Below are 26,367 nucleotides of genomic sequence, written 5' to 3'. Positions count from 1 at the left end.
ATCTACCCCCGCATGAATCATCCTGGGAAGACCACGTTATGCATCCCCGTCGACGCCGGAGGATGCGTGCACCGATGAGCGGTCACGCCAAACTGTCGGTCGCCACCCCGGTCGTGACGATGTTCCCCCACAGCGCCGGCGACTGGGAGAAGGACGCCACCATCGAGGACCTGGCGCGGATCGCCGAGGCCGCCGACGGGCTCGGCTACCACCACCTGACCTGCAGCGAGCACGTCGCCCTGCCCGCGACCGAGACGGGCCGCCGCGGCACCCGCTACTGGGACCCGCTGGCGACCTTCGGCTACCTGGCCGCGCGCACGCGACGAATTCGGTTGGCCACCAACGTGCTGGTGCTCGGCTACCACCATCCGCTCGAGATCGCCAAACGCTACGGCACCCTGGACCGGATCAGCGGCGGCAGGCTGATCCTGGGGGTCGGCGTCGGCAGCCTCAAAGAAGAGTTCGACCTGCTCGGCGCGCCCTACGACGACCGCGGCCGACGCGCCGACGACGCGCTGCGGGCCCTGCGCGCCGCGCTGTCAACGCCCGAACCGGAATACCACGGCGAGTTCTACTCCTTCGGCGGCATGGTCGTCGACCCGTGCGCGGTCCAAGACCGCGTCCCCCTCTGGATCGGTGGGCAAACGCTGCGCTCACTGCGCCGGGCCGCAACGCTGGCCGACGGCTGGGCGCCGTTCAACGTGAGCCTGCGCCAGGCGCGAGACTGGCTGAGCCGCTTCGACTTCGGCCCTGGTTTCGACGTCATCCTGCCCACGCCCTCGCTGCTGGACCCGATCGGCAATCCGGAACGGACCCGCGATCTCGTGGCCGAAACCGCCGCGCACGGCGCCACCATCGTCAGCGCCGCGTTCCGGCACACCTCGCTGCCCCATTACCTGGAGAACCTCCAGGCCCTCGCCGAACTCCATCCCCCGTCCGGCGGTGCCACGTAATGCGCGTCAAGGCAGGCATATTCAGCCTCACCGCCGCGGCGCCACCCGACGATGACGGCAGCTACCTGCGTTGGCACCTGCTAGATCACATGCCCGAGCAATTTCAGCTGCCGGGCATCGTGCATGGATTGCGCTGGATCGCCGACGGCGACTACGCCGACCATCGCCTGGCCGCCCACGGACCGTTGGGCGAAATCGGCAACGCGGTGCACTATTTGGTCACCGACCCGGTCGAAGAGACCTTCGACGAATTCGTCACCCTCGGCCGCGCGTTGCGCGACAACGGCCGCTTTCCCGTCGTGCGGCCGTCGCTGCAAGTGGCCGGCTTGCGCCTGCTGCAGTGGCGGTCCTCGCCGCACGCGCTGATCTCGCCCGAGGTGGTGCCGTTTCGGCCGCACCGCGGCATCGTGCTGATCGTCGAGGAACCCAGCGACGGCCGCCCGGACGAATGGCTGCAATGGCTGCACGCCGAGCACTATCCGGCGCTGCTCGCCACCCCGGGCACGGCCGGCGCGTGGACATTCGGATCCAGCGCCGGGTGGAGCCACTTGCCCCGGGGGTGGCGCACCGACCACCAGTACATCAGCGTCGCCTATCTCGACGAGGATCCGCTCGCCACCGTCGAAGTCTTGGCTCCGCTCATCGAAGAACGTTGGCGCTCAACGGCTGTGCGGCCGGTGTTCGCCGGGCCGCTGCGCAGCATGATCGCCTGGGAGGCCTGGCCGTAGCTACGAGGCGCAGCAGGTGGACTGCGATTCGTCGGCCGGCCCGAACGTCTCGGAATCGGCCTTCACCGTGTAGATCTCCCAGCGTTCACCCCCCGGGCCGCTCACCCACACCTTGTCTTGGGTGGCGTAGCAACAGGTCGAGTCGATCTCTTCGTCGGTGAGCAGACCCGCCTGCACGAGCCGGCTGTTTTCGGTGAGCACGGCGTCGCTGGTGGGGACCTCGACGCCGAGATGGTTGAGGGTCCCGCCCTGGCCGGCGTTTTCCAGCAGCACCAGTTTGAGCGGCGGGTCGGCGACGACGAAGTTCGCGTAACCGGGTTTGACCTTGGCCGGCTCCACGTCAAAGAGTCTGGTGTAGAACGTGATCGCCTCGTCGAGGTTGTCGACGTTGAGGGCGAGTTGGATGCGCGACATGATCACTGTCCTTTCGTGGCGGGCACATCGATCGTCATCGTGATCCCGAGCAGCTCCCGGATGAGGGCATAGACATGCTCGGCGATGTCCTCGCGGATTTCCCGCACCGTCTCGACCGGCTGACCGGCGGGGTCGCGCAGGGGCCAATCGCGGTACGAGACGCCCGGGAAGAACGGGCAGGTATCACCGCAGCCCATGGTGATGACGACGTCGCTCGCCCGCACCACGTCGGCGTCGAGTGCTTTCGGGACGTCGGTGATATCGATGCCCCATTCGGCCATCACGGCCACCGCCGCGGGATTGATCTGATCGGCGGGTTCCGTTCCGGCGGAACGGACGTCGATGCGGTCGCCGGCCAGGTGGCGCAGCAGCGCGGCGGCCATCTGGGAACGACCGGCGTTATGCACGCAGACGAACAGGACACTGGGCCTGTCGGCGCTCGACCGGGAACTGTCGGCCGCACCAAAGAGCCGGGGCCGCACGGCCAGGGAAACGTAAACCAATGCGACCAGGATCGGAACTTCGATCAGTGGTCCCACCACACCGGCCAGCGCCTGACCCGAGGCGGCGCCGTAGGTCGCGATCGCCACGGCTATCGCGAGTTCGAAGTTGTTGCCGGCGGCGGTGAACGCCAGGGTCGTGGTGCGCGCATAGCCGAGCCGCAGCAGGACCCCCAGCGCGTATCCGCCGGCCCACATGATCGCGAAGTACGCCAGCAGCGGCAGCGCGATCCGGGCGACATCCCAAGGACGGGACGTGATTTGGTGGCCTTGCAGCGCGAAGAGGATGACGATGGTGAACAGCAACCCATACAACGCCCAGGGCCCGATCCGCGGCAGGAAGCGATTTTCGTACCAGCCGCGGCCCCTGGCGCGTTCGCCGAGGTGGCGCGACAGGTACCCGGCCAGCAGGGGCAGCCCCAGGAAGATGAGCACCGATTTGGCTATCTGCCAAGCGGATACGTCGATGCCGGTCGTGCTCAGCCCCAGCCACCCCGGGAGCACGGACAGATAGAACCAGCCCAGGGCGGCGAACATGACGACCTGGAAGATCGAATTCAGCGCGACCAGGACCGCCGCGGCCTCGCGGTCCCCGCGGGCGAGGTCGTTCCAGATGATGACCATGGCGATGCAACGCGCCAGCCCCACGATGATCAGCCCGGTGCGGTACTCCGGCAGATCCGGCAGCAGGAGCCAGGCCAGCGCGAACATGACGGCGGGTCCGACCAACCAGTTCAACGCCAGCGACGTCGCCATCAGTTTGCGGTCCGCGGTCACGGTATCGAGCTGGTCGTACCGAACTTTGGCCAGGACCGGATACATCATCACCAGCAGCCCGATCGCGATGGGCAGCGAGATCCCGTCCACTTGAACGGCGCTCACCGCCCCTCCCAGGCCCGGGACAAGCCGGCCCAGCAGCAGGCCGGCGACCATCGCCATTGCGATCCATCCGGGCAGGAATCGATCCAGCGTCGAAAGCCGCGCGCTCACCGCCTCGCTCATGAGCCGCATCCCGCGCCCGACAGGGCGTCGACGTGCAACACCGATGAAAGCTGTTGCAGCGCTTCGGGAACCACCCAGTAGTACACCCACGTGCCGCGCCGTTCGCAATCCAAGAGCCCCGCCGACCGCAGCGTTTTCAGGTGATGGGAGATCGTCGGCTGCGACACGTCGAACGTCGGGGAGATCTCGCAAACACAGGCCTGACCGCCCGGGTGGCTGGCGACCAGGCTCAACAGCCGCAACCGCACCGGATCGCTGAGCGCCTTGAACATCGCCGCCAGTTCCGCGGCCTGCGGCTCGGCCAGCGCGGCCGCCCCCAGCGCCGGGCAACACGCCGTGGTTTGATTCGACATGCATCTATATAAACGCATATCGAATCAGAAGGCAAGGTTCTATAGTCCTCATGACCGTCTAGCGGAGGACCGATATGACACACCCTCGGCCGTGGATCGTTCGTGCGGGTTCCGCGCTCGGCGCGCTGGCGCTGGGGGCGAGCCTGCCGGCCTGTTCGGGCAAGGAGAGTCAGCCGGCGAGTCCCCCCAGTTCGACACCGGCTTTGACGAGCACGACCGTGATGATCGATGGGAACAAGCACACGCTCATCGCCGCGGTCGACTGCACGAGCTCGGCGGCCCAGCCGAATGCGTCGCCGCCGGAATCGGGAGATCTCACGACCCGCATCAGCGTGCACGACGACGCGGCGTCGGTGTCGCTGGCCGTCTCGGACGAACGGCCCCCCACCGTCGACGGGTTCGCGATTTCACTCAAGCTGCCCAATGGCCAATATCAGCTGCCCTATCAAGGCACCAATTCGCCGACGCAGGTGCAGGCGACCAAGGACGGCAAGGGCTACACGATCACCGGAACGGGCCAGGCGACCACGCCCGGGCAAAGCGGCGTGCGCGACGTGAGGTTCGGGATCCACGTGACGTGCCCCTAGCCGCCGTGGTTGTCTGCCGCGGCCCCCTCTGAGAGGCTGACAGCTTGGACATCTTCGCGCAGTGGCAAAACGGCGGCACCGAACTTCGTTGGCGGTCGACCACCGCGGCCAACGAGGCCCGAGAAGTCACGATCTTCAGCCGCCGTTGCGGCACGCCCGGCGCGCCCGCGCTGGTGCTGGTGCACGGCTTTCCGACGTCGAGCATCGACTACTTCGCCCTGGCGGCCGAACTGCGCGCGGAGTTCGACATCTACCTGCTCGACTTTCCCGGCTACGGCCTGTCCGACAAACCGCCCGAGCCGTATGTGTACTCGCTGTATGACGACGCGCGGCTGCTGGTCTACGCCATCACCGAGGCGTGGCAGCTCACCGACTACCGCATGCTCACCCACGACCGCGGCAGCAGCGTCGGCATGATCGCCCTGGGCATGCTGGCAGCCCTTGATCCGCCGGCGCTGCCCGCCGACCTCATCGTGACGAATGCCAATATCTACCTTCCCCTTTCGAACCTGACCGCGTTCCAGACCGCGCTGCTCGATCCCGGGACCGGGCGCGCCACCGCGGCGGCGACGACGCCGGAGATGCTGGCGGCCGGTTTGGGCGCCAGCACGTTCATGCCGCGGCGGACATTGGACGATCCGGAGATCGCCGCGCTGGCCAAGTGTTTTGCCCACAATGACGGAATCCGCGTGCTGCCCGACACCATTCAATACCTCCACGAGCGAGCCGCCGACGAAACCGGTTGGCTGGAGGCGCTTTCCACGAGCGACGTCAACACCACGGTGGTGTGGGGCCTCCACGACAACGTGGCCCCGTTGCGGGTTCCCAACCACGTCTGGCAGGCCTATCTGAAGAACAAGCCGGGCCGCAATCGCTACTGGGTGGTGCCGGGCGCCGACCATTATCTGCAGTGCGACGCCCCGGAACAGCTCGCGCAGATCGTGCGCCTCACCGCCGACGGCGGGGACATCCCGCTGCAGACGCTGGGAAACCGGCCCGACGGCGCGGTGTTGGTGGACCGGAGCGAGCCCTAGGGGTGCCCCGGCTCAACGAGTGACCACCGGCAGGCGCGCCCATCCGCGCACGCTCGCGGTGTGCGCACGCTCGGCGTTGGCGTAGTCGACCTCCCAGTCCGGCCAGCGCTTGAGCACCTCCTCGAAGGCCACCCGCGCCTCCATCCGGGCCAGCGCCGAGCCCAGGCAGAAGTGCAGGCCCTGCCCGAAGCTGAGGTGGCCGCCCGCCTGCCGGTGGATGTCGTAGCGGTCCGGATCGGCGAACCGCCGGGGGTCGCGGTTGGCGGAACCGTTGAGCAGCAACATGAATGACCCCTCGGGGACGACACGGCCGTACTGCTCGGCGTCCTGGGCCACGTAGCGCGCCTGCACCGGCGACGGGGGTTCGAAACGCAGCGTCTCCTCGATCGCGCCCGGGATCAAGGACGGGTCGGCGACGAGCTCGCGGCGCTGCTCGGGATGGTCCGACAACAGCTGTCCCATGAAACCGATGAGCCGGGCGGTCGTCTCGTTGCCGGCGCCGGCGATCATGGCGGTGTAGGCCAGCACCTCGGTGCGCGACAGCGGGCGCCGGGTCCCGTCGGGCTCGTCGATCTCGGCCCGCAGCAGCTCGGTCATCAGGTCGTCGGACGGATGGCTGGCCCGCCACTCGATGTACTCGGCGAACAGGGCAATGGAGTTCGCGAAGATGTTCGCGTCGACCGCGGCCGGGTCGCTGTCCGTGGACAGTTCGATGTTGGCGACGCTGCGGTCGCGGATCTTTTCCTGGTCGGCCTCGGGGATGCCCAACAGGTAGCCGATGGTCCGCATCGGCATCATCGCCCCGAGGTCGGCGATGAAGTCGAAGCCGCCGGCGCCGACGAGCGGGTCAAGCTCGCGGACGCAGAACCCACGCACCAGGTCTTCGACGGCCAGCATGCGCCGGGGCGTGAAAACGCGCGAGAGCAGGCGGCGGTGCAGGTCGTGCAGCGGGGGGTCCTCGAACAGCAGAATGCCGGGCGGCACTTCGATATTGGCGAACAGGATGTCGGCGGTGGTGCCCCGGCCGGATCGGTAGGTCTGCCAGTTGGGCAGTTCGCGCGCCACGTCTTCGTAGCGGCTCAGCGCGTAGAAGTTGTACTTCTCGTTGTAGTACAGCGGCGCTTCTTCGCGCATCCGCTTCCACACCGGATAGGGGTCGTCGTCGATGACGGAGTCGAAGGGGTCGTAGTACAACTCGATCGCGCTGGTGTCTGTCATGAACCAATTCCTCTGAGTAGAGCGGTCTTTCGAAAGCTCAGCCGTTCCTGTGTAGGAAGCCGTGCAAGATGGCCTGGATGAGTTCGTCGACGATGGTCTCCCTCGACGGCGGCTCGGTCCCGAAGTAGGTCGACCGCAACGCCGCCATGCCGGCGATCATCGCCACCGTCGAGTGGGCCGGCAGGTCGGGATGGTCCGAGCGCAGCCCGCGCAGGTGCATGCCCTCGGCGCTGATCTGCCCGAGCGCCGTGACGGCCCGCCGGATCTCGGCGATGCCGGCGTCGGCCTTTTCCTCCTCGGACAGCGCCTCGGATGCCATCAGGGTCAACAGCAGGCCCTGATGCTCGACGAACACGTCGTAGAGCTGCCCGACGAACCGGCGCGCCAACTCCTCCTCGTCGGTCTCCTCCGGGACGACCGACTGCCAGGTCTGGCGGAACTCCTCGACGAAATCGGTGAAGGGCAGGACGAGCGCCTCACGGAACAACGCCGCCTTGGAGCCGAAGTGGCGAAACAACAGATGCTCGGTAACGCCTGCGGCCTGGGCGATTTCGCGCGTCGTCGTGCTGCGGTAGTCCTGGCGAGCGAAGCGGGCCCGGGCGGTGTCGAGCAGCAGCTTGCGCGGAGCGCCGCGGGGCCGGCGCACCGAGGCCGACGCCTCCGCCGCGCCGCGTTTCGTGCCGGACGACCGCTGAACCACGTCACTGCCTCCTCACCTGATGGTTGACTCCCTTTAGGATAGTAGGCACTATCTAATCAGTCGAGCTCGAATCGGAAGGGATTGCGACTGTGGGCGCTGTCATCATGCTGGGCACGCTGTTCGGCTTGATCGTTGTGATCTTCGGGCTGGTGCTGCGCTTCGACCCGCAGGCACGCCGGAGTCAAGGGGCCGACCGGTGAGCTCCCAGATGACGCCGGTGATGCAGGCGGCCAGCGATTTCGCGCTCGTCGGGGGCATCACGTTCACCGCCCTCGGGATCTATCTGAGCGTGCGCCAGCGGCGCGTGCACCCCCTTCTGCTGCTGTGCATCTCGGCGATGTCGTTCTCGTGGATCGAGGCCCCCTACGACTGGGCGATGTACGCGCAGTTCCCGCCGGCCATCCCCCGGATGCCGTCGTGGTGGCCGCTGAACATGACGTGGGGCGGGCTGCCGCTGTTCGTTCCCGTCGGCTACATCTCCTATTTCGTGCTGCCGGCCGTGACCGGCGCGGCCCTGGGCCGATGGGTGGCCACCCGGTTCAACTGGCGCAGACCACAGACGCTGTTGGTGGTCGGACTCGTCGTCGGCTTCTGCTGGGCGCTGTTCTTCAACGGGTTCCTGGGCGCCAAGCTCGGCGTGTTCTATTACGGCCGCGTGATTCCCGGGCTCGCGATCCGCGAGGGCACCCTGCACCAGTACCCGCTCTACGACTCGCTGGCGATGGGCATCCAGATGATGCTCTTCACCTACCTGCTGGGCCGGACCGACGACCAGGGACGCAACGTCATCGAGATGTGGGCGCAGAACAGGTCGAAGAACCGGGTCACCTCCTCGATCCTGTCCGTCGTCGCCGTGATCGTCATCGGAAACGTCCTCTACGGCGCCGTTTTCGCGCCCCACCTGGCGACGAAGTTGGGCGGCTGGGTGACCACCGAGCCGCCGGCGGGCGAGCTGTTCCCGGGCGTCCCCAACCAACCGCGCTAGCGACGAACGTCGAGTTGTGGCGCGGAATCGCGACCATTTCGCGCAACAACTCCACGTTCGGCACGCGTCCTCAGGACAACGATTGGGGCAGCACGACCTCGCCCACCCGCTTGAGATAGGGCCACGCGATGTCCGGTGGCAGCCCGCCGCACAGTGGCGACAGGTTGAGCACCTGACCGGCCTTCACCCGCGAAACCGCCTCGGGAACAGAGATAATCACGTGTGACGTTCCGGTCTCGCGTAGCTCGTCGACGGTGTTCACGTGCGAGAAGCCGGCCGTCGTCTCGTCGCCGGGGTTCCACGCGGCGTAGGTCCGCACGTCGTGCAGCAGGTGGTCGCCGATCTCTTTCCACGCCCGATCGACGTCGTCGGCGACGAACACGACCGACGGGGTGTTGCGGTCGGGAAACATGGTGGGGCCCGGCGTGTGGCCGTGCTCGCGGCAGGCCTCCTCATAGGCCTCCCGGATGCCCGGGGCGTTGGCGTTGCCCAGCATGCCCAGGCCGTACCTGCCGGCCCGGCGGGCCGCCGCCAACGTTCCCCCACCCCACATCAGCCCCGGGCCGCCGGGGGTCAGCGGGCGCGGCGTCACGGTGATCCGCCGCCCGTCCTCGATCACGGTTTCACCGGCGAGCAATCGCCGCAGCAGCGCGAGTTTCTCGTCGCAGACGCGACCGCGCTTCTTGATCGGCACGCCGAAGTGCTCGAACTCCTCGGGCCGGTAGCCCAGGGCCAGGATGTACGACGCCCGGCCATTGCTGATGATGTCCAGGACCGCCATGTCCTCGGCGAGGCGCACGGTCTCGTAGAACGGCAGGATCAGGATCAGGCTCAGCGCCAGGCGCTGCGTGCGCGCCGCCACCGCCGAGGCCAGCAAGAACGGTGACGGCAAATACCCGTCCTCGGAGCCGTGGTGCTCACACAGCACGGCGGCAAGACCGCCGTGCTCCTCGGCCCAGGCCGACATTTCGGGCGCCGCGGCGTACAGATCGGTTGGGGCCGCGGCCCATTCGGGATCGCGCATGTCGAAGCGCAGTGTGTACACGGCAAACTCCTAGGTGGCCTAATCTTGGTGATGCACGTTACACCTTCAGTCGAAGGCGTAAAGCGGCAGCGTCATCGGAATGTCCAGCGAGCTCAGCAGGCCGGCGGGTGCGGTGACCACATACGGGATCGCGTTGACCACCCGCATCGCCGTCGACGCCATGGCGGCGTGCCCCGCGCCGTGGCCTTCGGCCTCCCCCATCCTCATCTCGCAGTGGACGTCGGGATCGCCGTCGATGTCGACCCGATAGGTGGCGTCGGACTCCGAGGTCGGCCAATCGGGCGCGACGTCGCGGGCCATCCGGATGACGTGTTCGATCACGATGGCCTCGCGACCGTTCACCACGCCCGCCGCCCGGGTCCGCACGGCGCCGCAGGTGCCCGCCTTGATGGTGCCGAATGCCACCTCGATGTCGCGGTCGGCCAACCGTCGGTCCAGGGAGCCACGCACCTCTTCCACCTCGACCCCCAGGCCGCCGGCGATCAGGTATATCGGTGCCTGCCAAGCCATTTCGATGAAGCCGGGCGTGGCGAGCATCGGCTGAAACTCCAGCGGGTGGCCGAATCCCATCCCGTTCATCATCACGTCGGCCACCGGGTAGTGGTCGTTGAGCGCGACCTCGCTGGCCGTGATGGTCCGGATGCGCTTCGACTGCGTCGTCATCAGCAGCGCGAGCTGATCGGAGGCGAAGCCGGGAAAGATGCCCGACGCGTAGAACGAGGCGCCGCCTGCGGTGGCCGCCGCCTCGAGCTGGTCGCGCCAGTCCGGGGCGAAATACGACGGCGGATGCACCAGGCTGGTCGACGACGTCGACACGACGTTGATGCCGGCCGCCAGCAGCCGCAGATAATCGGGCACCGCCGCCCCGTCGCGCTCGGGACCGCTGGCCGCATACACCACGCAGTCCGGCTTGCACGCGATCAGGGCCTCGGCGTCGTCGGTGGCCGCCACCCCGAGCGGGTCGCCGCCGGCCAGCTCCCCCGCGTCCCGGCCGACCTTGTCCGCCGAATGTACCCATACCCCAACGAGTTCCAGGTCCGGGCGCCGGCGGACGGCGTCGATCGCGACCTTGCCGACGCCGCCGGTGGACCACACGACGACACGCAGGGGCTGTTGGATCGACACCGGTGCTCTCCTTTTATTGGGTGGCGGCGCGCGCGGCGCGTTCTAGGTAGGGCCAGGCGACGTCGGGGGCGCTGCCGCCGCACCGCGGGTGCAGCGGCAGCGGCCGGCCGCCACGGACGTACTCGGTTGCCTCGGCGGTGGTGAAGATGCGGTAGGGGCCGCCCTCCGCGCGCAGTGCGTCCACGCTGTCGGCCCGGGTGATGCTGGCCACCGGGTCGTCATGGGGGCGGTAGGACGCGGCCATCACCGCGTCGTGCACCAGGTGCGGGCCCAACTCGTCCCAGGCCCGGCCCACGTCGTCGGCCACGAAGCCCGGAGGCGGGAAAAACTCGGATTCGGCCCTCACCGCTGCAGACTAACCTAAAATTTGTTCGCTAAGATAGTGCCTGCTTTCTTAAACCTGACCGCCCGGACCGGCCGCGCGTCGCGAACACACGAAAACCGCGGCGGCCGTTGGTCTTAGACCGGCGGCTGATATGGACTTGAGGAGGAACGAGATGACGACTCATCGCGTGGTGGTGTGGGCGACCGGCGGCATCGGCTCGATCGCCATCCGCGCCCTCGCCCGGCGCCCGAATCTGGACCTGGCCGGCGTCTGGGTGCACTCGGACGACAAGGTCGGCAAGGACGCGGGCGAACTGGCCGGCGGGGAGGCGATAGGCGTGGCAGCCACCAACGACGCCGACGCGCTGATCGCGTTGAAGCCGGACTGCGTCATCTACGCGGCCAGCGGCCCGGAACGCGACGCGCTGGCCATCCCGGACTACGTCAAGCTGCTCGAAGCCGGGATCAACGTCGTGACGACCAGCACCACGCGGCTGGTCAACCCGCACGCCTACGAACCCGCGGAGTGGCGCGACCAATTGGTCGCCGCCGCCAAGCGGGGCCAGGCATCGCTGTACGCGTCCGGGATCGAGCCGGGCTTCGCCGCCGACTACCTGCCGCTGGTGCTGTCGACCCAGTCGTCGGTCATCGAAAAGATCCACTCGTTCGAGATCGGCCTCTACGACGATTACGGGGTTCCCGACATCATGAGCGACGCGCTGGGTTTCGGCCGCCCGCTCGACTACCAACCCTGGATCGGCTTTCCCGGCGCGATCGCCGGCGAATGGCAGGGCCAGATCCGGTTGATCGCCGACGCCCTCGGGGTCGAAGTCCAGGAAGTCCGTGAGGGTTTCGATCGCGCGGTCACCAACCGGACGCTGGAAGTCGCGATGGGCACCGTCGAGGCCGGAACCTGTGGCGCGCTGCGGATGCAGGCGATCGGGGTGGTCGACGGCCGCGAGGCCATCGTCATCGAGCACGTCACCCGGCTCGCCCACGACGTCGCGCCCGACTGGCCCATCGGGATCGGCGACCTGTCCTATCGCGTCATGATCACCGGCGACCCCGACCTCGACTGCACCCTGGCGGCGACGCTGCGGGATCCCGGCCGGGCCGGGATCGCGGGCATGACCTCGGGGGCCGGCGCGATGGTCGCCACCGCGATGCGCGTCGTCAACGCGGTGCCGTATGTCGTTGCCGCGAAGCCGGGATTGCTCAGCTCGGTCGACCTGCCGTTGACGATTCCGAAGCACGCGTTCGCCACATAATCTGCCCGAGTGACTTTTAATCCCTTCGAAGAGCTCACGCTCGAGCAGTTGCGGCTTCGCACCAGCATGAAATGGCGGGCGCATCCCGCCGACGTCCTGCCGCTGTGGGTCGCCGAGATGGACGTGCACCTGCCGCCGACGGTGGCCGAGGCGCTGCGCAGGGCCCTCGACGACGGCGACACCGGATACCCGTGCGGCACGGCGCTGGCGGAGGCGGTCAGCGAATTCGCGGCGCGGCGCTGGGACTGGGACGACTTGGAGGTGGGCCGCACCGCGCTCGTTCCCGACGTCATGCTCGGCATCGTCGAGGTGTTGCGTCTGGTCACCGATCGCGGTGACGCCGTCGTCGTCAATCCCCCTGTGTACGCACCGTTTTACGCGTTCGTGGCGCACGACGGCCGCCGCGTGATCGAAGCGCCGCTCGCCGAGGGGCGCATCGATCTGGGCGCGTTAGCGGAGGCCTTTTCCCGGGCCCGCGCGACGCACGGGAACGTGGCCTACCTGTTGTGCAATCCGCACAACCCGACCGGCACGGTGCACACGCCCGAGGAGCTGCGCACGGTGGCCGAACTCGCGCGCGGATACGGCGTCCGCGTGGTGTCCGACGAGATCCACGCGCCCGTCATCCTGCCGGGATCGCGGTTCACCCCCTTCCTGACCGTCCCCGGAGCGGAGAACGCCTTCGCCCTGACGTCGGCGTCCAAGGCCTGGAATTTGTCCGGGCTGAAGGCGGCGGTGGCGATCGCCGGGCCGGAGGCGGCCGCCGACCTGGACCGGATGCCGGAGGAGGTCAGCCACGGGGCCAGCCATCTCGGCGTCATCGCGCACGCCGAGGCGTTCCGCAGCGCCGCCGACTGGCTCGACGCGACGCTGTCCGGCCTCGACGCGAACCGGAAGCTGCTGGGCGAGTTGGTCGCCGAGCAGCTGCCCAGCGTGAAATATCAATGGCCACAAGGCACTTACCTGGCGTGGCTGGACTGCCGGGCACTCGGTATCGACGAAGAGGAAAGCGATGGCCTCGCGGTGGTCGCCGACCTGTCCGGACCCGCCCGCTGGTTCCTCGAGCACGCCCGGGTGGCGCTCAGCTCCGGCCACGTGTTCGGCACTGGCGGAGCCGGGCACGTGCGGCTGAACTTCGCCACCTCACGCGCCATCCTCACCGAGGCCCTGTCGCGCATGGGCCGCGCCCTCGCCGGCGCTCAGTAGCGGCACGGGGGCTACGCGGAGATTTCTTCGGTCCCGCGCCCCAAGTTGCGGAACCCCTCGGCGGGCTCCCGCATGCCCAGGGTGAACGGCAGGGTGTTGAACTCCAACTTCATCGTCGCGCCAAGCCGGCGCAAGAAACTGCGCTCGGACTCCACGGCGGGAACCTGCAACGACGCGAGGTCGATGTAGTGCGTCGACGTTTCGCCGATGCCGTCGAACACGTGCAGCATGGGTGTGCACAGCCCACGCATCGACTCGTCGAGGCATTCCGCGACGGGATCGGTCATGAGCACGTATTCGGCTACCGGCACCATGTTTTTCAGCATTCGGTGCACCAGGATTACATCGAAGCCGGCCAGCTCGACATGGCGCTTCACCTTCTGATCCGCCACCTCGCCCACGTGCACGACGAACTTGAGCGACAGCTTCTCCAGCTGCGCGCAACTCGCGCACTGGCAGGCGATGTCGTTTTTCATCCGCTCCCGCCGCTCCACGAACGACGTGCGCATCCGTGACAGCCGCTCGCACACCACCACTTTGGCGTTGGTGTCCGGCGCCCAGAAGAACGCGGCGTCGCCCTCGAGCTTGGCCAGCTTCAGCCCCTTGGCGGCGTTGATGACCGACTCCAGCAGGCCCGCGACCGTCAGCTGGGCGTGGGCAAGGTGCGTCCGGTTCCACTGCATGTAGTGCGTGTAACCGCCGATGTCGGCTATGAGCAGAACCGCGCGCCGAATTGCCATGAATAAGCCAGTTTAATGGCCGGCGCGGCCCAGCTCAATGAATCTCCCACTAGACGAATGCGCCTCGGCGAGAGAGGCTAGCAGAGGTGCCGGTTCACCGGAGGAGCTGATATGCATGTGCTGCGAACCCCGGACTCCCGTTTCGAAAACCTGGAGGGCTACCCGTTCGTAGCGCATTATCTCGACGTCACGGCGAGCGACACCCGGCCGCTGCGCATGCACTACCTCGACGAGGGGCCGATCGAAGGGCCGCCGATCGTCCTGCTGCATGGCGAGCCCACGTGGAGCTATCTGTACCGCTCCATGATCACGCCCCTGACCGACGCCGGGAACCGTGTGCTGGCACCCGACCTGATCGGTTTCGGCCGGTCGGACAAGCCCAGCCGCATCGAGGATTACACCTACCAGCGGCACGTGGAATGGGTGGTCTCGTGGTTCGAGCACCTCAATCTGTGGGATGTCACGTTGCTCGTGCAGGACTGGGGATCGTTGATCGGCCTGCGCATCGCCGCCGAGCAGCCCGACCGCGTCGGGCGGCTGGTGGTGGCCAACGGTTTCCTGCCCACCGCACAGCGGCGCACCCCGCCCGCCTTCCATGCCTGGCGCGCCTTTGCGCGCTACTCCCCCGTGCTGCCGGCGGGACGCATCGTGGGCGCCGGGACCGTCCGCCGGGTGTCGTCGAAGGTGCGGGCCGGGTATGACGCCCCCTTCCCGGACAAGACATATCAGGCCGGGGCCCGCGCGTTCCCCCAGTTGGTCCCCACCTCGCCCAGCGATCCGGCGATTCCGGCCAACAGGAGGGCGTGGGAGGCGCTCGGGCGCTGGGAGAAGCCGTTCCTGGCCATCTTCGGTGCGCGCGACCCCATCCTCGGGCAAGCGGACACCCCGCTGATCAAGCACATCCCCGGCGCCGCGGGCCAGCCGCACGCCCGCATCAACGCCAGCCACTTCATCCAGGAGGACCGCGGACCCGAACTGGCCGCACGCGTCCTGTCGTGGCAGCAGGCCCTGCTCTGAGACGGCGGGAGTACGCGCGGCCGGATGCCGAGAAACTGTACCGGCCGATGACGATCTTGTAGGATGATAATCCCTGCACTGGCAACGCTTCTACTTAAAGCGTTGCGGCGCAAACAGTCCAGTACCCGAGGAGCCGACGTTGGCCAAGCCGCCGAGTGAACATCACTCCGGCATTGCTGAACTCGACGAACGAATCCCGTTTCTCCTCGCGCAACTCGGCGCCCATATCAGCAGCGACTTCCAGCGCCGGCTTTCGTCGATAGGGGCCGACCCCCGCACGTACGCAGTTCTGCTGGCACTCGCTAGTGCCGACGGCCAATCCCAGCGTCAGCTCTCCGAACGCCTCGGGATCCACCGCAATGCCATGGTTGTGGTCATCGACCAGCTTGAACAGCGAGGACTCGCAAAGCGGTTACCGCGCCCCGAGGATCGGCGCGCGGTCGCTGTCACGCTTACCGCCAAGGCCCGCCGCCTGCTGCCCGCGCTGCATGAGCAGGGCCGCAACCTCGAAAACGAAATAGCCGCGCCCCTGTCTGCGAAAGAACGCGACACGCTGCGCCGCCTTCTTCAGCGCGTCGCCGCGGGGGCAGGGCTCATTCCCGGAGTTCATCCCCAACTGGCGTGATCGTCGGTCATTGACCAATCGGCGGGCGCGACGAGGCAATGCGCTCGTCGGCCGCATTCCCTAAGCCATACGGCGCGAAGTCACGACACCATGCTGCTGGCGCCGTGCAGCGCGGCTTCAGTCTCCCTACATTCAGTCTGGCACCGTGCATAATCGTCATGTACCGTGATAATCACTAGTCGTGACAAATTGGGAAGTGAACGATGAAGACGGTCATCTTCGGAGCCAACGGGCCAACGGGCCGACTCGCCGTCAGATGCGCGCTGACCGCCGGGCACGCCGTGGTCGCCGTGACCCGACATCCACGCGAATTCCCCATCACGCACCCGCAATTGACGGTTGTGGCGGCCGACGTGCGGAACGACTCCGCCGTCCGTGCAGCCATCGCAGGGGCCGATGCCGTGGTCTCGGCGCTCGGGGTGCCCTTCGCCCGCCACCGGGTCGACACCTATTCGACCGGAACGACCAACATCGTCAACGCCATGCGTGCGTCGGGGACGCGCCGCCTGATCGTCGTGAGCTCCACGTCGGTACATCCCACGCGACGCCTGCACGCCCCGCGCTTGCTGCGCCTGATCGACCCCATCATCAGGACGACGATCGGTAAGACGGTGTACGACGACATGCGCCGCATGGAAACCATCGTGTGCGGCAGCGGCCTCGACTGGACGATCGTTCGGCCCTCCGGCCTGTTCGACCTGCCCGAACCGACCGACTACATCAGCGGACCCATCGAGCCGGTGGGCGCGTTCACCGCACGTATCGACTTGGCCGACTATCTGATTTCCCTCGTCACCGACTCGGCTTCCCTCCGGCGCATCGTGGTCATCTCGACGACCCAGTCCACCCCGACCCTGTGGCAGATGGTACGTCGAGAGGCACTGTCGGCCAAAGACTCTGACTCGATACCGACGAGATGAATTCCCCGGGGAGGACACGGTGCACACCGCATATTTGATCGTGACATTCACTGCGATCGCCTTCGATGGATTCTCGGGTATCGCGGCGCTGGTTCACTTCGCGCCGATTCTGCCCGGGATGGCGAGCGCGGGCGTGCCGGTGTCGTGGTTGAGGTTTCCTATCGGCACCCTGAAGACATTGGGAACCGTGGGACTCATCGTGGGCCTGTGGATACCGGCAATAGGCATTGCCGCCGCTGCGGGGTTGGTCATATTTTTTGTGTGCGCCGTGTACACCCATGTGCTGGCCCACGACATCACGGGCCAGATGATGTTCGGCGGATTCCTGCTGGCGCTCAACTGCGCCGCCCTCGGCGTGGCGATTGCAGCACACCCGGCGGTCCTGTGAACGCCGGTGGCCGGCGAGGCCCGACCACACGGGGACCGCTGCTGTTGGCGCGTGCCAGCACCGCATCGATGGTGGTGCTCGCGCTCGCGCAGGCCACTTTGGCGGGCAATTTTCTCGGCGGCCAGTACGACGCGCTGATGCTGCACTCGCTCGGGGCGAAAGCGATCACCCTCACCTCTGCGGTGCAAGTCGCTATCCTCGCCTGGATCTGGCGTCTCGGCGGCCCGCGGGGCGCGTTCTTGGGCGGCGTGGCGCAGACGTTGTTGCTCGTCGCCGAGTTCGCCGCAGGCGAACTGCGACTGACTGCCGTACACGTTCCGCTGGGCGTATTGCTCGTCGTCGGGATTGTCCAAGTGGCGACGGTGATTTGGCGCACCCCGCTGCCGGCTCGGCGCGCCGTCGACGGCGAGGTGGCACCGTGAAGCGGCGCACCCTGCTGCGCGCCGGCTTGCTCACGGCGGGCGTCGGTGTCGCAGGAGCGGGATGGCCCGCGGCGCAGCTGGCGCTGGGTCCCGCCGAGCCCGGCAAGCTGCTGCGCAGCCAGGTACCATTGCCGCCGCTCTACCGGACGCGGTTGCCGATCCCAATTCGGCTGGCCGCCGTCGCCAGCGACGCCGCAAGCGATTACTACGAGATCACCCAGTGCGCCGCCGATCTGCCGATACTGCCCGGCCTCACGACGCACGCCTGGACGTATGGCGGAACCTTTCCCGGTCCCACAATCGTCTCCCGGTCGGGTCGGCGCACCGTGATCCGCCACCACAACGCGTTGCCCGTTCCCGTTGCTGTGCACCTTCATGGCGGCCATACCCCGCCCGACAGTGACGGTTATCCGCTCGACCTCATCGAACCACAGGGCCCGAAGGTCACTCCCGGTGACGGCGGCATGGCGGCGGGAATGTCACGCAATTCCGTTGTCGGGCAACGCGAATACGTCTACCCCATGCAGCAACGCGCGGCGACGCTGTGGTATCACGACCACCGAATGGGCTACACCGGCCAAGCCGTCTGGCGTGGGCTCGCGGGATTTCACCTCGTTCACGACGATGAAGAGCTGGCCCTGCCGCTGCCGAAGGGTGATCGCGACATCGCGCTGATGATCACCGATCGATCGTTTGCCGCGGACGGCTCGTTCCAGTACCCGCTCGCCGACGGCGGTGAGGTCGCCGCCCCCTATATGAACGGCGTGCTCGGCGACGTCGTACTGGTCAACGGCGCGCCATGGCCCGTGCTCGACACCGATCCCGCACGGTATCGATTCCGAGTACTCAACGCCTCCAACGCCCGCCGCTACCGATTGCGGCTCGACCCGCCACCACCCGAGGGACCGCCGTTCACCCAGATCGGAAGTGACGGTGGGCTTCTGAGCAGTCCGATCACGCATGACGCGATCGACATCGCGCCGGCCGAACGCTTCGACGTCGTCGTCGACTTCTCCCGCTACCGTCGCGGCACCCGGGTACGGCTCGTCAACACCCTTGGCGCACAGTCCACTACGGAGGTCATGCGCTTCGACGTCCTCGGCACCGACCGCTCAGACGAATCAAGCATTCCCGAACGGCTCAGCGAAAGCGTTGCACCCCTGGACCGGAGGCGTGCCACGACCACCCGCACCTTTCTGTTCGGACAAGGCCGGGCCGGTGTGTGGACGATCAACAACAAGCCCTACAAGCCCGGCACTCCGGTTGCGACGCCGCGCATCGGCGATGTCGAAGTCTGGCGCTTCATCACCGACATCCGGCATCCAATCCACGTCCATCTCAACCCGTTTCAAGTCTTGTCGCGCAACAACAAGCCGCCCGGGCGCTTCGATCACGGTTGGAAAGACACCGTCGACGTGGCCCCGGCCGAAGCCGTGGAAGTGATCGTGCGGTTCACCGACTATCGCGGAACCTATCTGGTCCACTGCCACAACCTCGAGCACGAGGACATGGCCATGATGGCGGATTTCGTCACGGTCTAGCAGTCCCCTGGACGCAGGCCGGCGCGGCCGGTCAGCCGGTAACCGCGAGTACGGCCTCCGCGAGCTCGGGACGACACACCACGAGGTCCGGCAGCTTCGGGTCCGGCTGGTTGTAGGCCAGAGCGGACCCGTCGATGCGGGAGGTGTGCAGCCCCGCGGCGCGCGCCACCGCCACCGGGGCCGCGGAGTCCCATTCATACTGCCCGCCGGCGTGCACGTACACATCGGACAAGCCCTGGACGATCGACGCCACCTTGGCGCCGGCCGAACCCATTTCGACCAGAACGCCGTCCAGCGCGTCCCGGACGTTCAGCGCGATGGCGGGCGGGCGGGTGCGCGAGACCACGATCCGCGGCTTGCCCGGCGCCGCCGGAGGCGACGCGATGTCGGGCGTGGCGAACGTGATGCCCTGCGCCGGCAGCGCCACGGCGCCGGCAACCAGCTCGCCGGCCTCCCACAACGCGACGTGCACCGCCCAGTCGTCGCGCCCGAGCTCGGAGAACTCCCGCGTCCCGTCCAGCGGATCGACGATCCAGACGCGCTCCGCGCGCAACCGCACCGGGTTGTCGGCGCCCTCCTCGGACAGCACCGCGTCGCCGGGGCGCTGCGCGGCGAGCGCAGCCATCAGAAAGTCGTGGGATCGCTTGTCCCCCGCGGCTTTCCGTTCGTTCGCTTCCGCGTCGGCGAACTCCTGCCGGACCCCGAGCAGCAGCTGGCCCGCGTCGGTGGCCAACCGCGCGGCCAGGTCATGGTCATTCATCGGCGCCTCCACGGAATCCTCGATAAGTTGGCAGCGATGACCAACTTTACCCTGAGAAGCCATCGCGGGTTGCCACCCCCGACCAGAAACTGGTCCGTAATCTGGTGGTTGTGAGCGGCAACGCCAACGTCCCTACATCGAGGCGGTTGCGGCACATCTCGCGGGGGCGTTTGATCGCGATCGGCATCGCGGCGGTCGTGCTGGTCGGGGTTTTGGCCGTCGTGGGGGTGCGCGTAACCGAAGGCAACCACAGCGCGACGGGTCCCACCACCAGCCCACCGCCGTCGGCACCGGAGAGCTTCGCCATCCCCGGCTGCTACAACCCGTCCGTCCCTCCGGTCGCGCGTCCCAAGAAGCTCAACGTTCTGGGGTGCGCCAGCGTGGCGGTTGCGCTGCAGGACATGTCGTGGAACTCCTGGGGACCGCAGGGCGCCGACGGAACCGGCACGGCCGTGTTCAAGCTCTGCGACCCGAATTGCGCGACGGGATCTCAGCTGACCGAGCCGGTCGTGGTGCACGCGTGGAATCCACAGCCGCCCCGGCGCGAAGCCATCTGCCAGGCCGGCCTGGAGATTTTCGCCGACATGATCCTGGCCTTCCCCAAAGACGTCCCGCCGCCGTCCGTGCAGCAGATGAACACGCAGTACGACGGAAAACCGGCCGTGCACTTCGCCAACTACGCCAGCGGCGACACGCGCGGCACCCAGTTCATCGGCTACACGTTCTGTAACTGACGCCGCTAGACCTGATGGCGGCGACCCGCTTTGCCGCCCTCGCGATCGCCGCTAGACCTCGATGACGACAGCGCCGCCCTGGCCGCCGCCGGCGCACATCGCCGCGACGCCGATGCCGCCGCCGCGGCGGGCCAGCTCGTAGGCCAGCGTGGTCACCATGCGCGCGCCGGAGGCCGCGATCGGGTGGCCCAGGCTGCAGCCGCTACCGGAGAAGTTCACCTTCTCCTCGTCGAGGCCGTATTCCCGGCACGCCGCGATCGGCACGGACGCGAACGCCTCGTTGATCTCCCACAGCGCCACGTCGCCGGGCGACAACCCGGCGCGCTGCAACACCTTTCCGATGACCTTGACCGCACCCAGGCCGCAGTCCCGCGGCGGCACGCCCGCGGCGGCCCACGCCCTGACCGTGCCCATCACGTTGAGCTTCTCCGCGTCGGCGTACTCGCGGTCGACCAGCGCGACCGCGGCCGCGGCGTCGTTGGTGCCGCTGCTGTTGCCCGCCGTGATCGAGAAGCCCTCGATCTCGGGGTGCAATACCTTGAGGCCGGCCAGCTTTTCGACGGTGGTGTCACGGCGGGGGTGTTCGTCGACGGCGAACTCGATGACCGAACCGTCCGCCTGCGAAATCTTCAGGGGCAGGATCTCATCGACGAACTTGCCCGCGTCCTGGGCCGCGACGGCGCGCTGGTGCGAGCGGGCCGCCCACGCGTCCATCTCTTCGCGCGTGATGCCGACGGTCTGGGCGGTGTTCCAGCCGACCGTGATCGACATGTCCTTGGCCGGCGCGTCGGGCGTCTCGACGTGCGTCGGCGGCATCCACCGCTCCTCGAACTTCAGCTCGGGTCCGGGGATGCGCCAGTTGGTCAGCGGCGTCATCGACAGCGACTGCACGCCGCCGGCGATCAGCACCCGCTCCATGCCGGAACCGATCTGCGCCGCCGCGTTGCCGATCGCGGTGAGGCTGCCCGCGCAATGCCGGTTGACCGATTGACCGGGGACATGCTCGAGGCCGGTCGCGGTGGCCGCATACCGCGCGAGATCGCCGCCCCCGTAATGGGATTCGGCGAAAATGATGTCGTCGATGGCAGCCGGGTCCACACCGGACCGGCGCACCACCTCGGGAAGCACCGCGGTGATCAGCGTCTCGGGCGGCGTGTTGACCAGCGTCCCCTTGAAGGAACGGCCGATCGCCGTTCGGACGGCTCCAACGATGACGGGTGTACCCATGTTTTCAACCTCGAGCGGTCTGGCGGCGTTCAGTCGCGGCGAATCGTTTCAAATACTGTATAGACAATAGTATTGGTCTAAGTTCGGTGGGGGCCGGTCTGTGACCGCGCTAACAATTAAGCGGTTAGTACACGTTCAGGAGGCCTCCCCGTTGAAAACCAAAGGCGCCCTGATCTGGGATCTCAACGAACCCTGGGTGATCGACGAGATCGAGATCGGCGATCCCCGCCCCGGCGAGGTGACGGTCCGGTTGGAGACGGCAGGGTTGTGCCACTCCGACCACCACCTGCTGACCGGTGACTTCCCCATCCCCTGCTTCCCGGTGCTCGGCGGGCACGAGGGCGCCGGCATCATCACCGAGGTCGGCGACGGTGTCGAGCACCTAGCCGTCGGCGACCACGTGGTCATGTCGTTCATCCCCTCCTGCGGCAAGTGCACGCCGTGCCAGACGGGGCTGCGCAACCTGTGCGACCTGGGCATGGGATTGCTGTCGGGTCAATCGGTGTCCGACGGATCGTTTCGGGTCACCGCGCGGGGCCGCGACGTCATCCCGATGTCACTGCTGGGGACGTTCGCGCCGTACGCGGTGGTGCACCAGACCTCGGTGGTCAAAATCGATCCCGCGATCCCGTTCGACGTGGCCTGCCTGGTGGGCTGCGGGGTGACCACCGGCTACGGCTCGGCGGTGCGCAGCGCGGCGGTCGCACCGGGTGAGGACGTCGCTGTCATCGGCATCGGCGGCGTCGGCGTCGCCGCGCTGCAGGGCGCCCGCATCGCCGGGGCCCGACGGATATTCGCCGTCGATCCCTACGAATGGAAGCGCGAGCAGGCGCTCAAGTTCGGCGCCACAGCGGCTTTCGCGGACGTGGGCAGCGCCGCGGCCGGAATTGCCGAGGCGACGCGAGGCATGATGTGCCGCAAGGTAATCGTCACCGTGGGCCACGTGGAGGGCAAAGACGTCGAGTCGTGGATGGCGCTGACGGCCAAGGGCGGAGTATGTTGCCTCACCGGCATGGCCAGCGTGTTGGCCAACGACGTCACCCTCAACCTCGCCGGGCTCTCGCTGCTGCAGAAGAGCTTGCAGGGCAGCATTTTTGGTGGCGGCAATCCCCAGTACGACATCCCGGCGATCCTCGAGTTGTACAAGCTGGGGCAGCTCAATCTCGACGACATGGTCACGCGGGAGTACACCCTCGAGCAGATCAACGACGGCTATCGGGACATGCTCGAGGGGCGCAACATTCGCGGCATCATCCGCTACACCGACGCCGACCGCGGGTAGGCCGTGGCCGCAATGGGCACAATGTCTCCATGACAACGAGACCCCTCGCCGGCCGTGACGCCACCCAGCGACTCGCCTTCCGCGTCGCGGCGATGCTGCTCGGCATCGGCACCCTGCACTTCGTGGCGCCCAAACCGTTCGACTCGATCATCCCCGTCGAACTGCCCGGCAGCCCGCGGCTGTACACCTACGGGTCGGGAGTGGCCGAGCTGGCGATCGGGGCGCTGCTGGTGCCGCGACGCACCCGGCGAACCGCCGCGCTGGCCGCCGTCGCCCTGTTCGTCGGGGTCTTCCCGGGCAACGTCAACATGGTCCGGTTGTGGTGGGACAAGCCGTGGGCGATGCGGATCGTGGCCCTGGCCCGGCTGCCGCTGCAGATTCCCATGATCACCACCGCGCTCAGGATCCGGCGCGAGAGCTGACGCGCGCGTCGCGGCATCACCGCTTGTTGACCACGGCCGTCACGTAGGGAGCTTTGGCGCCGCCCGGGGAGGATGACCGCAAATGCCCACCTCCGAGCGACAACCGCGCGGGGTGGTCCGGTGTTGGGGCGGTGTCCCGCCGCTCCCGCTCGGATTGTCGCTCGGAGGTGGGCATTTCGTCTGTCGCCCGGCGGAGGGACGCGTGTTGCGCCTGTGACCACTGCGCCACGAAGCCGGCGCGACGGCCGAAGATCAGGTCAGGGGCGAGCCGACCCGGTGCGCGGTCCCGTCGGGATCGACATAGGCGAACTCCCGCAATCCGTAGGGCGTGTCCTGCGGCGCGATCAAGCGGCCCTCGAGATTCTCCAGCGCGGACCACTCGGCGTGCAGCGCGTCGGCGTCGCTGACGTAGAAGTACACGCTCGCGGCGGTGCGCAACGGGTCGTGTTCGTCCCACTCGGTGAGGTGCAGCGACACCGACCCGCGGTCGACGAAGCCGTAGCGGTCCGGGCCGTCGTATGCGCGCGCGTCGAACCCGAGCCGCCGGTAGCGGTCCAGGGCGACATCGAGATTCCGAACGGGGACGATCGGCGCGACGGACGCGAAGTTCACTGCGGACACCCCGCGAAGATAGCGCTTCGCGCCGAACCGGCGCGCCGCGGCCAGTGCTGTCGTATGCTCCACCGCAAACGACCCCTGAGGAGTCGGCTCAAGCAGGAAGGGCACCCACCATGCGCCAGCTAACTGCCGCCGTCGCCGTCGCCGGGCTACTGGTCGCCGGGTGCGGTGACAGCAGCGCAGGCGACACCGCGGCGTCGTCGAGCACGACCACCACGGCGTCGCCCAAGACTCCCCTCGCGAAGGCCGCGCTGCCCGACCTGATGCTCAGCCCCGACGACATCGACAGCGCGCTGGGCACCCGGGGAACGACGAGCGACCCGCCGTTCACCAACCTCGGCGAGGACCCGGTGCACCGCACCGACTACACCTTTCCGCCCGAATGCAAGTACACGATCCATGCCGGATTGGCGTCCGAATACGCCGACAGCGGAAGCACCGGCGTGTACGGCTACCACGACATCGCACCGACGCCGCCCCGCGGCAACCAATTGGAAAGCCCCGACGTCTACCAGTTCGTGGTGTTGTATCCCTCCCCCGAGCAGGCGAACGCCTTCTTCTCCACGTCATCTCAGCGCTGGCCCGCCTGCGCCAACCGCCAGGACACCGTCCCCGCCGACGGCACCCACCCCGAGCTTCAGTGGAAGGTGAGGCAGGTGTCCAACGCCAATGGGGTGCTGAGCACGTCGGTGATCGTGACCGTCAACGGGGACGGCACGAACGTCACGATGCCCTGTCAGCGGGCGCTGACCGCCCGCCGCAACGTCGTCATCGACGTCGACGTGTGCCGCAAGGATGTCGGGGACCTCGGCGTCAACATCGCCAATCAGATCGCCGCGAAGGTCGACAAACAGTAGCGGACTCCGATGCTCGACGGCCCCGATAGCCTTCTGCCGTAACGCTATTGGCGGTGCCGTATCCGCCGCGCCACCTCGCCGTAGCGCTCGAAGCGGTCCTGGTCGGCCACGGAGTTGTACATCACCAAACGCGTTGCCATGCCGGCGTATTTGTCGGTCAACGCGTCGGCCAGGCCGTCCCAGCTGGACTCGGTGGCGAAGACGGCGATGTGGTCGTCGCTGACCTGGGCGGCCATGCCGGCGAAGTCTCCGGCCTTTTGTTTCTCCCGGATCCGGGCGGTCGTGCCCTCGAAACCGGCCTCGTCCCAGATGAACGCGTAGTTGGGCGTGCTTCCGTAGAACGCCATGCTGGCGCGCACGACTTCGCGCTGCTTGTCGCGCTCCTCGTCGCTGTCACCGACGATCGTCATGACGGGCACGATGATCGCGAGGTCCGACACCGAACGCCCGGCCTTGGCCGCCCCTTCGGCGACCGTCGGCAGGACGTGGCGGGCCAGGTATCCCGGTTCGCCGATCGGGTGGACGTGCACCCCGTCGGCCACCTCGCCGGCCATCCGCAGCATCCACGGATTCACCGCCGCGATATCGACTTTCGGGTCGACAGCGCCGATGGGTCCCGGGCTCCACTGCGGGGTGATGAAGTCGAGATCGTAGAAGTCGCCGTGGTGGTCGAGCGTCCCGGAGCGAAAGGCCGCGAAACACGCCTTCACGGCGAGCAGGTAGTCGCGCAGCCGCGGCCCGGGCCGTTCGAAGGCCGTGCCGTAGCGCCGCACGACGTGGGTGCGCACCTGAGTTCCCAAACCCAGCCGGAACTTTCCCTCGGTCGCTTCCTGCAGTTCCCACGCCGCGGCGGCGGTGACGAAGGGGCTGCGCGGGAACGCCACCGCGACACCCGTGGACAGCTCGAGACCGGGCGCGGCCTGCGACGCGACCGCGGCGTTCAGGTAGGCGGTGCGGCCCGTCTCGGTGAACAACAAACCGGAGAAGCCGGCGGATTGGGTCCGGCGGGCAAGTTCGCCGATTTGAGCGAGCGGCTGGGGCGTCGTCATCGCGTCGACATGCATGGTGGGAGCCTACGTGGCCGGCCGCGCGCGACGATCGTTGATTCAGCGCTTCGTCGGCCGTCGGCTCACCGGGGCGGTAAAGCCTTCGGTGTCATCGAAGAAGGCCCACTGCCCGTCGTCGTTGACCTCCATGCGCCAGCCCAGCTCGGTGTTGCCGCCGACCGAGTGGACGAACCATGCGTGCGCGGCCTCGGCGTTGGCGAAATTCTTCGTCGCGACCACCCGCCCGTGAGGGTCGATGACGCGGAACTCAGCCATGGGACCTAATTATCCCCACCCGCGGCGTTTCAATCCGAAAAACTTCGGCA

Annotated in this window: 31 protein-coding genes; 17 read left to right on the top strand and 14 right to left on the bottom strand. The window is 67.7% G+C overall.

What is annotated here, in order from left to right; genetic code table 11:
* The first annotated feature begins 74 nt into the window (after positions 1 to 74).
* Complete coding sequence (locus P6281_RS10420; protein ID WP_324738866.1) at positions 75 to 953, top strand: LLM class F420-dependent oxidoreductase; 879 nt, start codon at positions 75 to 77, stop codon at positions 951 to 953.
* Positions 953 to 1,681 carry a hypothetical protein gene (locus tag P6281_RS10415; RefSeq protein ID WP_324738865.1) on the top strand — a complete coding sequence of 243 codons (729 nt, stop codon included), beginning with the start codon at positions 953 to 955 and terminating at the stop codon, positions 1,679 to 1,681. Before P6281_RS10420 ends, P6281_RS10415 begins: the two co-directional genes overlap by 1 nt.
* Here P6281_RS10415 and P6281_RS10410 read toward each other — a convergent pair whose 3' ends face one another.
* From P6281_RS10410 to P6281_RS10400, 3 genes are read right to left on the bottom strand one after another with little or no spacing between them, the layout of a single operon-like run.
* The gene (locus tag P6281_RS10410; protein ID WP_201359192.1) at positions 1,682 to 2,095 is read right to left on the bottom strand and encodes an ArsI/CadI family heavy metal resistance metalloenzyme; all 414 of its coding nucleotides are present in this window, start codon (positions 2,093 to 2,095) and stop codon (positions 1,682 to 1,684) included.
* A gap of 2 nt (positions 2,096 to 2,097) precedes the next feature.
* Positions 2,098 to 3,606: an ACR3 family arsenite efflux transporter gene (gene arsB, locus P6281_RS10405; RefSeq protein WP_201359191.1), complete on the bottom strand. Its 1,509-nt coding sequence runs from the start codon at positions 3,604 to 3,606 to the stop codon at positions 2,098 to 2,100.
* Positions 3,594 to 3,950: an ArsR/SmtB family transcription factor gene (locus P6281_RS10400; protein ID WP_009952272.1), complete on the bottom strand. Its 357-nt coding sequence runs from the start codon at positions 3,948 to 3,950 to the stop codon at positions 3,594 to 3,596. The genes arsB and P6281_RS10400 overlap by 13 nt, the downstream gene beginning before the upstream one ends.
* A 74-nt stretch (positions 3,951 to 4,024) precedes the next feature.
* Here P6281_RS10400 and P6281_RS10395 point away from each other — a divergent pair, with 74 nt between their 5' ends.
* Positions 4,025 to 4,537, top strand: coding sequence for a lipoprotein LpqH (locus P6281_RS10395; RefSeq protein WP_041784940.1), 513 nt, complete (start codon positions 4,025 to 4,027; stop codon positions 4,535 to 4,537).
* A gap of 44 nt (positions 4,538 to 4,581) precedes the next feature.
* Positions 4,582 to 5,571: an alpha/beta fold hydrolase gene (locus P6281_RS10390; RefSeq protein ID WP_324738864.1), complete on the top strand. Its 990-nt coding sequence runs from the start codon at positions 4,582 to 4,584 to the stop codon at positions 5,569 to 5,571.
* 12 nt (positions 5,572 to 5,583) lie between these two features.
* Here P6281_RS10390 and P6281_RS10385 read toward each other — a convergent pair whose 3' ends face one another.
* Positions 5,584 to 6,789: a cytochrome P450 gene (locus P6281_RS10385; RefSeq protein WP_008255745.1), complete on the bottom strand. Its 1,206-nt coding sequence runs from the start codon at positions 6,787 to 6,789 to the stop codon at positions 5,584 to 5,586.
* Between the two features lie 37 nt (positions 6,790 to 6,826).
* Positions 6,827 to 7,489, bottom strand: a complete 663-nt coding sequence (locus tag P6281_RS10380) for a TetR/AcrR family transcriptional regulator (protein WP_201359189.1) — start codon at positions 7,487 to 7,489, stop codon at positions 6,827 to 6,829.
* Positions 7,490 to 7,685: 196 nt separating this feature from the next.
* On the opposite strand from P6281_RS10380, the gene P6281_RS10375 reads away from it, so the two are divergent.
* Entirely contained in the window at positions 7,686 to 8,474 is a 789-nt protein-coding gene (locus tag P6281_RS10375) for a spirocyclase AveC family protein (protein ID WP_065498899.1), read from the top strand.
* Between the two features lie 70 nt (positions 8,475 to 8,544).
* On the opposite strand, the gene P6281_RS10370 is transcribed toward P6281_RS10375, so the two are convergent.
* Genes P6281_RS10370 through P6281_RS10360 form a run of 3 tightly spaced genes read right to left on the bottom strand, consistent with a single transcriptional unit; the run spans position 8,545 to position 10,990 of the window.
* Positions 8,545 to 9,519: an LLM class flavin-dependent oxidoreductase gene (locus tag P6281_RS10370; RefSeq protein WP_324738862.1), complete on the bottom strand. Its 975-nt coding sequence runs from the start codon at positions 9,517 to 9,519 to the stop codon at positions 8,545 to 8,547.
* 45 nt (positions 9,520 to 9,564) lie between these two features.
* Positions 9,565 to 10,644, bottom strand: a complete 1,080-nt coding sequence (locus P6281_RS10365; protein WP_201407402.1) for an NAD(P)H-dependent amine dehydrogenase family protein — start codon at positions 10,642 to 10,644, stop codon at positions 9,565 to 9,567.
* Positions 10,645 to 10,657: 13 nt separating this feature from the next.
* Positions 10,658 to 10,990, bottom strand: coding sequence for a hypothetical protein (locus P6281_RS10360; protein ID WP_051473039.1), 333 nt, complete (start codon positions 10,988 to 10,990; stop codon positions 10,658 to 10,660).
* 151 nt (positions 10,991 to 11,141) lie between these two features.
* Between P6281_RS10360 and P6281_RS10355 the strand changes: the two genes are divergently transcribed.
* Complete coding sequence (locus P6281_RS10355; protein WP_038535901.1) at positions 11,142 to 12,236, top strand: NAD(P)H-dependent amine dehydrogenase family protein; 1,095 nt, start codon at positions 11,142 to 11,144, stop codon at positions 12,234 to 12,236.
* A 66-nt stretch (positions 12,237 to 12,302) separates the two neighbouring features.
* Positions 12,303 to 13,442: a MalY/PatB family protein gene (locus P6281_RS10350; RefSeq protein WP_442757124.1), complete on the top strand. Its 1,140-nt coding sequence runs from the start codon at positions 12,303 to 12,305 to the stop codon at positions 13,440 to 13,442.
* 11 nt (positions 13,443 to 13,453) lie between these two features.
* Here P6281_RS10350 and P6281_RS10345 read toward each other — a convergent pair whose 3' ends face one another.
* Positions 13,454 to 14,182: a DUF2652 domain-containing protein gene (locus P6281_RS10345; RefSeq protein WP_324738857.1), complete on the bottom strand. Its 729-nt coding sequence runs from the start codon at positions 14,180 to 14,182 to the stop codon at positions 13,454 to 13,456.
* 111 nt (positions 14,183 to 14,293) lie between these two features.
* Between P6281_RS10345 and P6281_RS10340 the strand changes: the two genes are divergently transcribed.
* The 6 genes from P6281_RS10340 to P6281_RS10315 all read left to right on the top strand — a co-directional run bounded on the left by P6281_RS10340 (position 14,294) and on the right by P6281_RS10315 (position 19,095).
* Positions 14,294 to 15,199, top strand: a complete 906-nt coding sequence (locus tag P6281_RS10340) for a haloalkane dehalogenase (RefSeq protein ID WP_008255736.1) — start codon at positions 14,294 to 14,296, stop codon at positions 15,197 to 15,199.
* 139 nt (positions 15,200 to 15,338) lie between these two features.
* Positions 15,339 to 15,824: a MarR family winged helix-turn-helix transcriptional regulator gene (locus P6281_RS10335; protein ID WP_009952290.1), complete on the top strand. Its 486-nt coding sequence runs from the start codon at positions 15,339 to 15,341 to the stop codon at positions 15,822 to 15,824.
* A gap of 203 nt (positions 15,825 to 16,027) precedes the next feature.
* Positions 16,028 to 16,744 (top strand): NAD(P)-dependent oxidoreductase, encoded by a 717-nt coding sequence (locus P6281_RS10330; RefSeq protein WP_009952291.1) that lies wholly within the window; start codon positions 16,028 to 16,030, stop codon positions 16,742 to 16,744.
* A gap of 19 nt (positions 16,745 to 16,763) precedes the next feature.
* Positions 16,764 to 17,132 (top strand): DoxX family protein, encoded by a 369-nt coding sequence (locus P6281_RS10325; protein WP_009952292.1) that lies wholly within the window; start codon positions 16,764 to 16,766, stop codon positions 17,130 to 17,132.
* Positions 17,129 to 17,554 (top strand): hypothetical protein, encoded by a 426-nt coding sequence (locus P6281_RS10320; RefSeq protein WP_009952293.1) that lies wholly within the window; start codon positions 17,129 to 17,131, stop codon positions 17,552 to 17,554. Before P6281_RS10325 ends, P6281_RS10320 begins: the two co-directional genes overlap by 4 nt.
* Positions 17,551 to 19,095, top strand: a complete 1,545-nt coding sequence (locus tag P6281_RS10315; RefSeq protein ID WP_014941722.1) for a multicopper oxidase family protein — start codon at positions 17,551 to 17,553, stop codon at positions 19,093 to 19,095. The genes P6281_RS10320 and P6281_RS10315 overlap by 4 nt, the downstream gene beginning before the upstream one ends.
* A gap of 31 nt (positions 19,096 to 19,126) precedes the next feature.
* On the opposite strand, the gene P6281_RS10310 is transcribed toward P6281_RS10315, so the two are convergent.
* Positions 19,127 to 19,855, bottom strand: a complete 729-nt coding sequence (locus tag P6281_RS10310; protein ID WP_008255731.1) for a 3'(2'),5'-bisphosphate nucleotidase CysQ — start codon at positions 19,853 to 19,855, stop codon at positions 19,127 to 19,129.
* A gap of 146 nt (positions 19,856 to 20,001) precedes the next feature.
* On the opposite strand from P6281_RS10310, the gene P6281_RS10305 reads away from it, so the two are divergent.
* Positions 20,002 to 20,589: a hypothetical protein gene (locus P6281_RS10305; RefSeq protein ID WP_009952298.1), complete on the top strand. Its 588-nt coding sequence runs from the start codon at positions 20,002 to 20,004 to the stop codon at positions 20,587 to 20,589.
* Positions 20,590 to 20,640: 51 nt separating this feature from the next.
* Here P6281_RS10305 and P6281_RS10300 read toward each other — a convergent pair whose 3' ends face one another.
* Entirely contained in the window at positions 20,641 to 21,816 is a 1,176-nt protein-coding gene (locus P6281_RS10300) for a thiolase family protein (protein WP_009952300.1), read from the bottom strand.
* A gap of 151 nt (positions 21,817 to 21,967) precedes the next feature.
* Here P6281_RS10300 and P6281_RS10295 point away from each other — a divergent pair, with 151 nt between their 5' ends.
* Positions 21,968 to 23,098, top strand: coding sequence for an NDMA-dependent alcohol dehydrogenase (locus P6281_RS10295; RefSeq protein WP_065508046.1), 1,131 nt, complete (start codon positions 21,968 to 21,970; stop codon positions 23,096 to 23,098).
* A 29-nt stretch (positions 23,099 to 23,127) separates the two neighbouring features.
* Entirely contained in the window at positions 23,128 to 23,520 is a 393-nt protein-coding gene (locus tag P6281_RS10290; protein ID WP_008255727.1) for a DoxX family protein, read from the top strand.
* A gap of 252 nt (positions 23,521 to 23,772) precedes the next feature.
* Here P6281_RS10290 and P6281_RS10285 read toward each other — a convergent pair whose 3' ends face one another.
* Positions 23,773 to 24,132, bottom strand: coding sequence for a bleomycin resistance protein (locus tag P6281_RS10285; protein ID WP_014711398.1), 360 nt, complete (start codon positions 24,130 to 24,132; stop codon positions 23,773 to 23,775).
* 119 nt (positions 24,133 to 24,251) lie between these two features.
* Here P6281_RS10285 and P6281_RS10280 point away from each other — a divergent pair, with 119 nt between their 5' ends.
* Positions 24,252 to 24,995, top strand: a complete 744-nt coding sequence (locus P6281_RS10280) for a sensor domain-containing protein (RefSeq protein ID WP_008255725.1) — start codon at positions 24,252 to 24,254, stop codon at positions 24,993 to 24,995.
* A 44-nt stretch (positions 24,996 to 25,039) separates the two neighbouring features.
* On the opposite strand, the gene P6281_RS10275 is transcribed toward P6281_RS10280, so the two are convergent.
* Both P6281_RS10275 and P6281_RS10270 read right to left on the bottom strand, forming a co-directional pair.
* Complete coding sequence (locus P6281_RS10275; protein ID WP_008255724.1) at positions 25,040 to 26,059, bottom strand: TIGR03617 family F420-dependent LLM class oxidoreductase; 1,020 nt, start codon at positions 26,057 to 26,059, stop codon at positions 25,040 to 25,042.
* Positions 26,060 to 26,101: 42 nt separating this feature from the next.
* A complete protein-coding gene (locus P6281_RS10270; RefSeq protein WP_008255723.1) occupies positions 26,102 to 26,317 on the bottom strand; it encodes a hypothetical protein in 216 nt (71 codons plus the stop codon).
* Between the last annotated feature and the right edge of the window lie 50 nt (positions 26,318 to 26,367).

Source organism: Mycobacterium sp. 5-140-3-2 (assembly GCF_035666375.1).
GTDB classification, from domain to species: domain Bacteria; phylum Actinomycetota; class Actinomycetes; order Mycobacteriales; family Mycobacteriaceae; genus Mycobacterium; species Mycobacterium intracellulare.
Note: the sequence above shows the minus strand (reverse complement) of the source record. Positions and strands in the feature narration are given on the sequence as shown.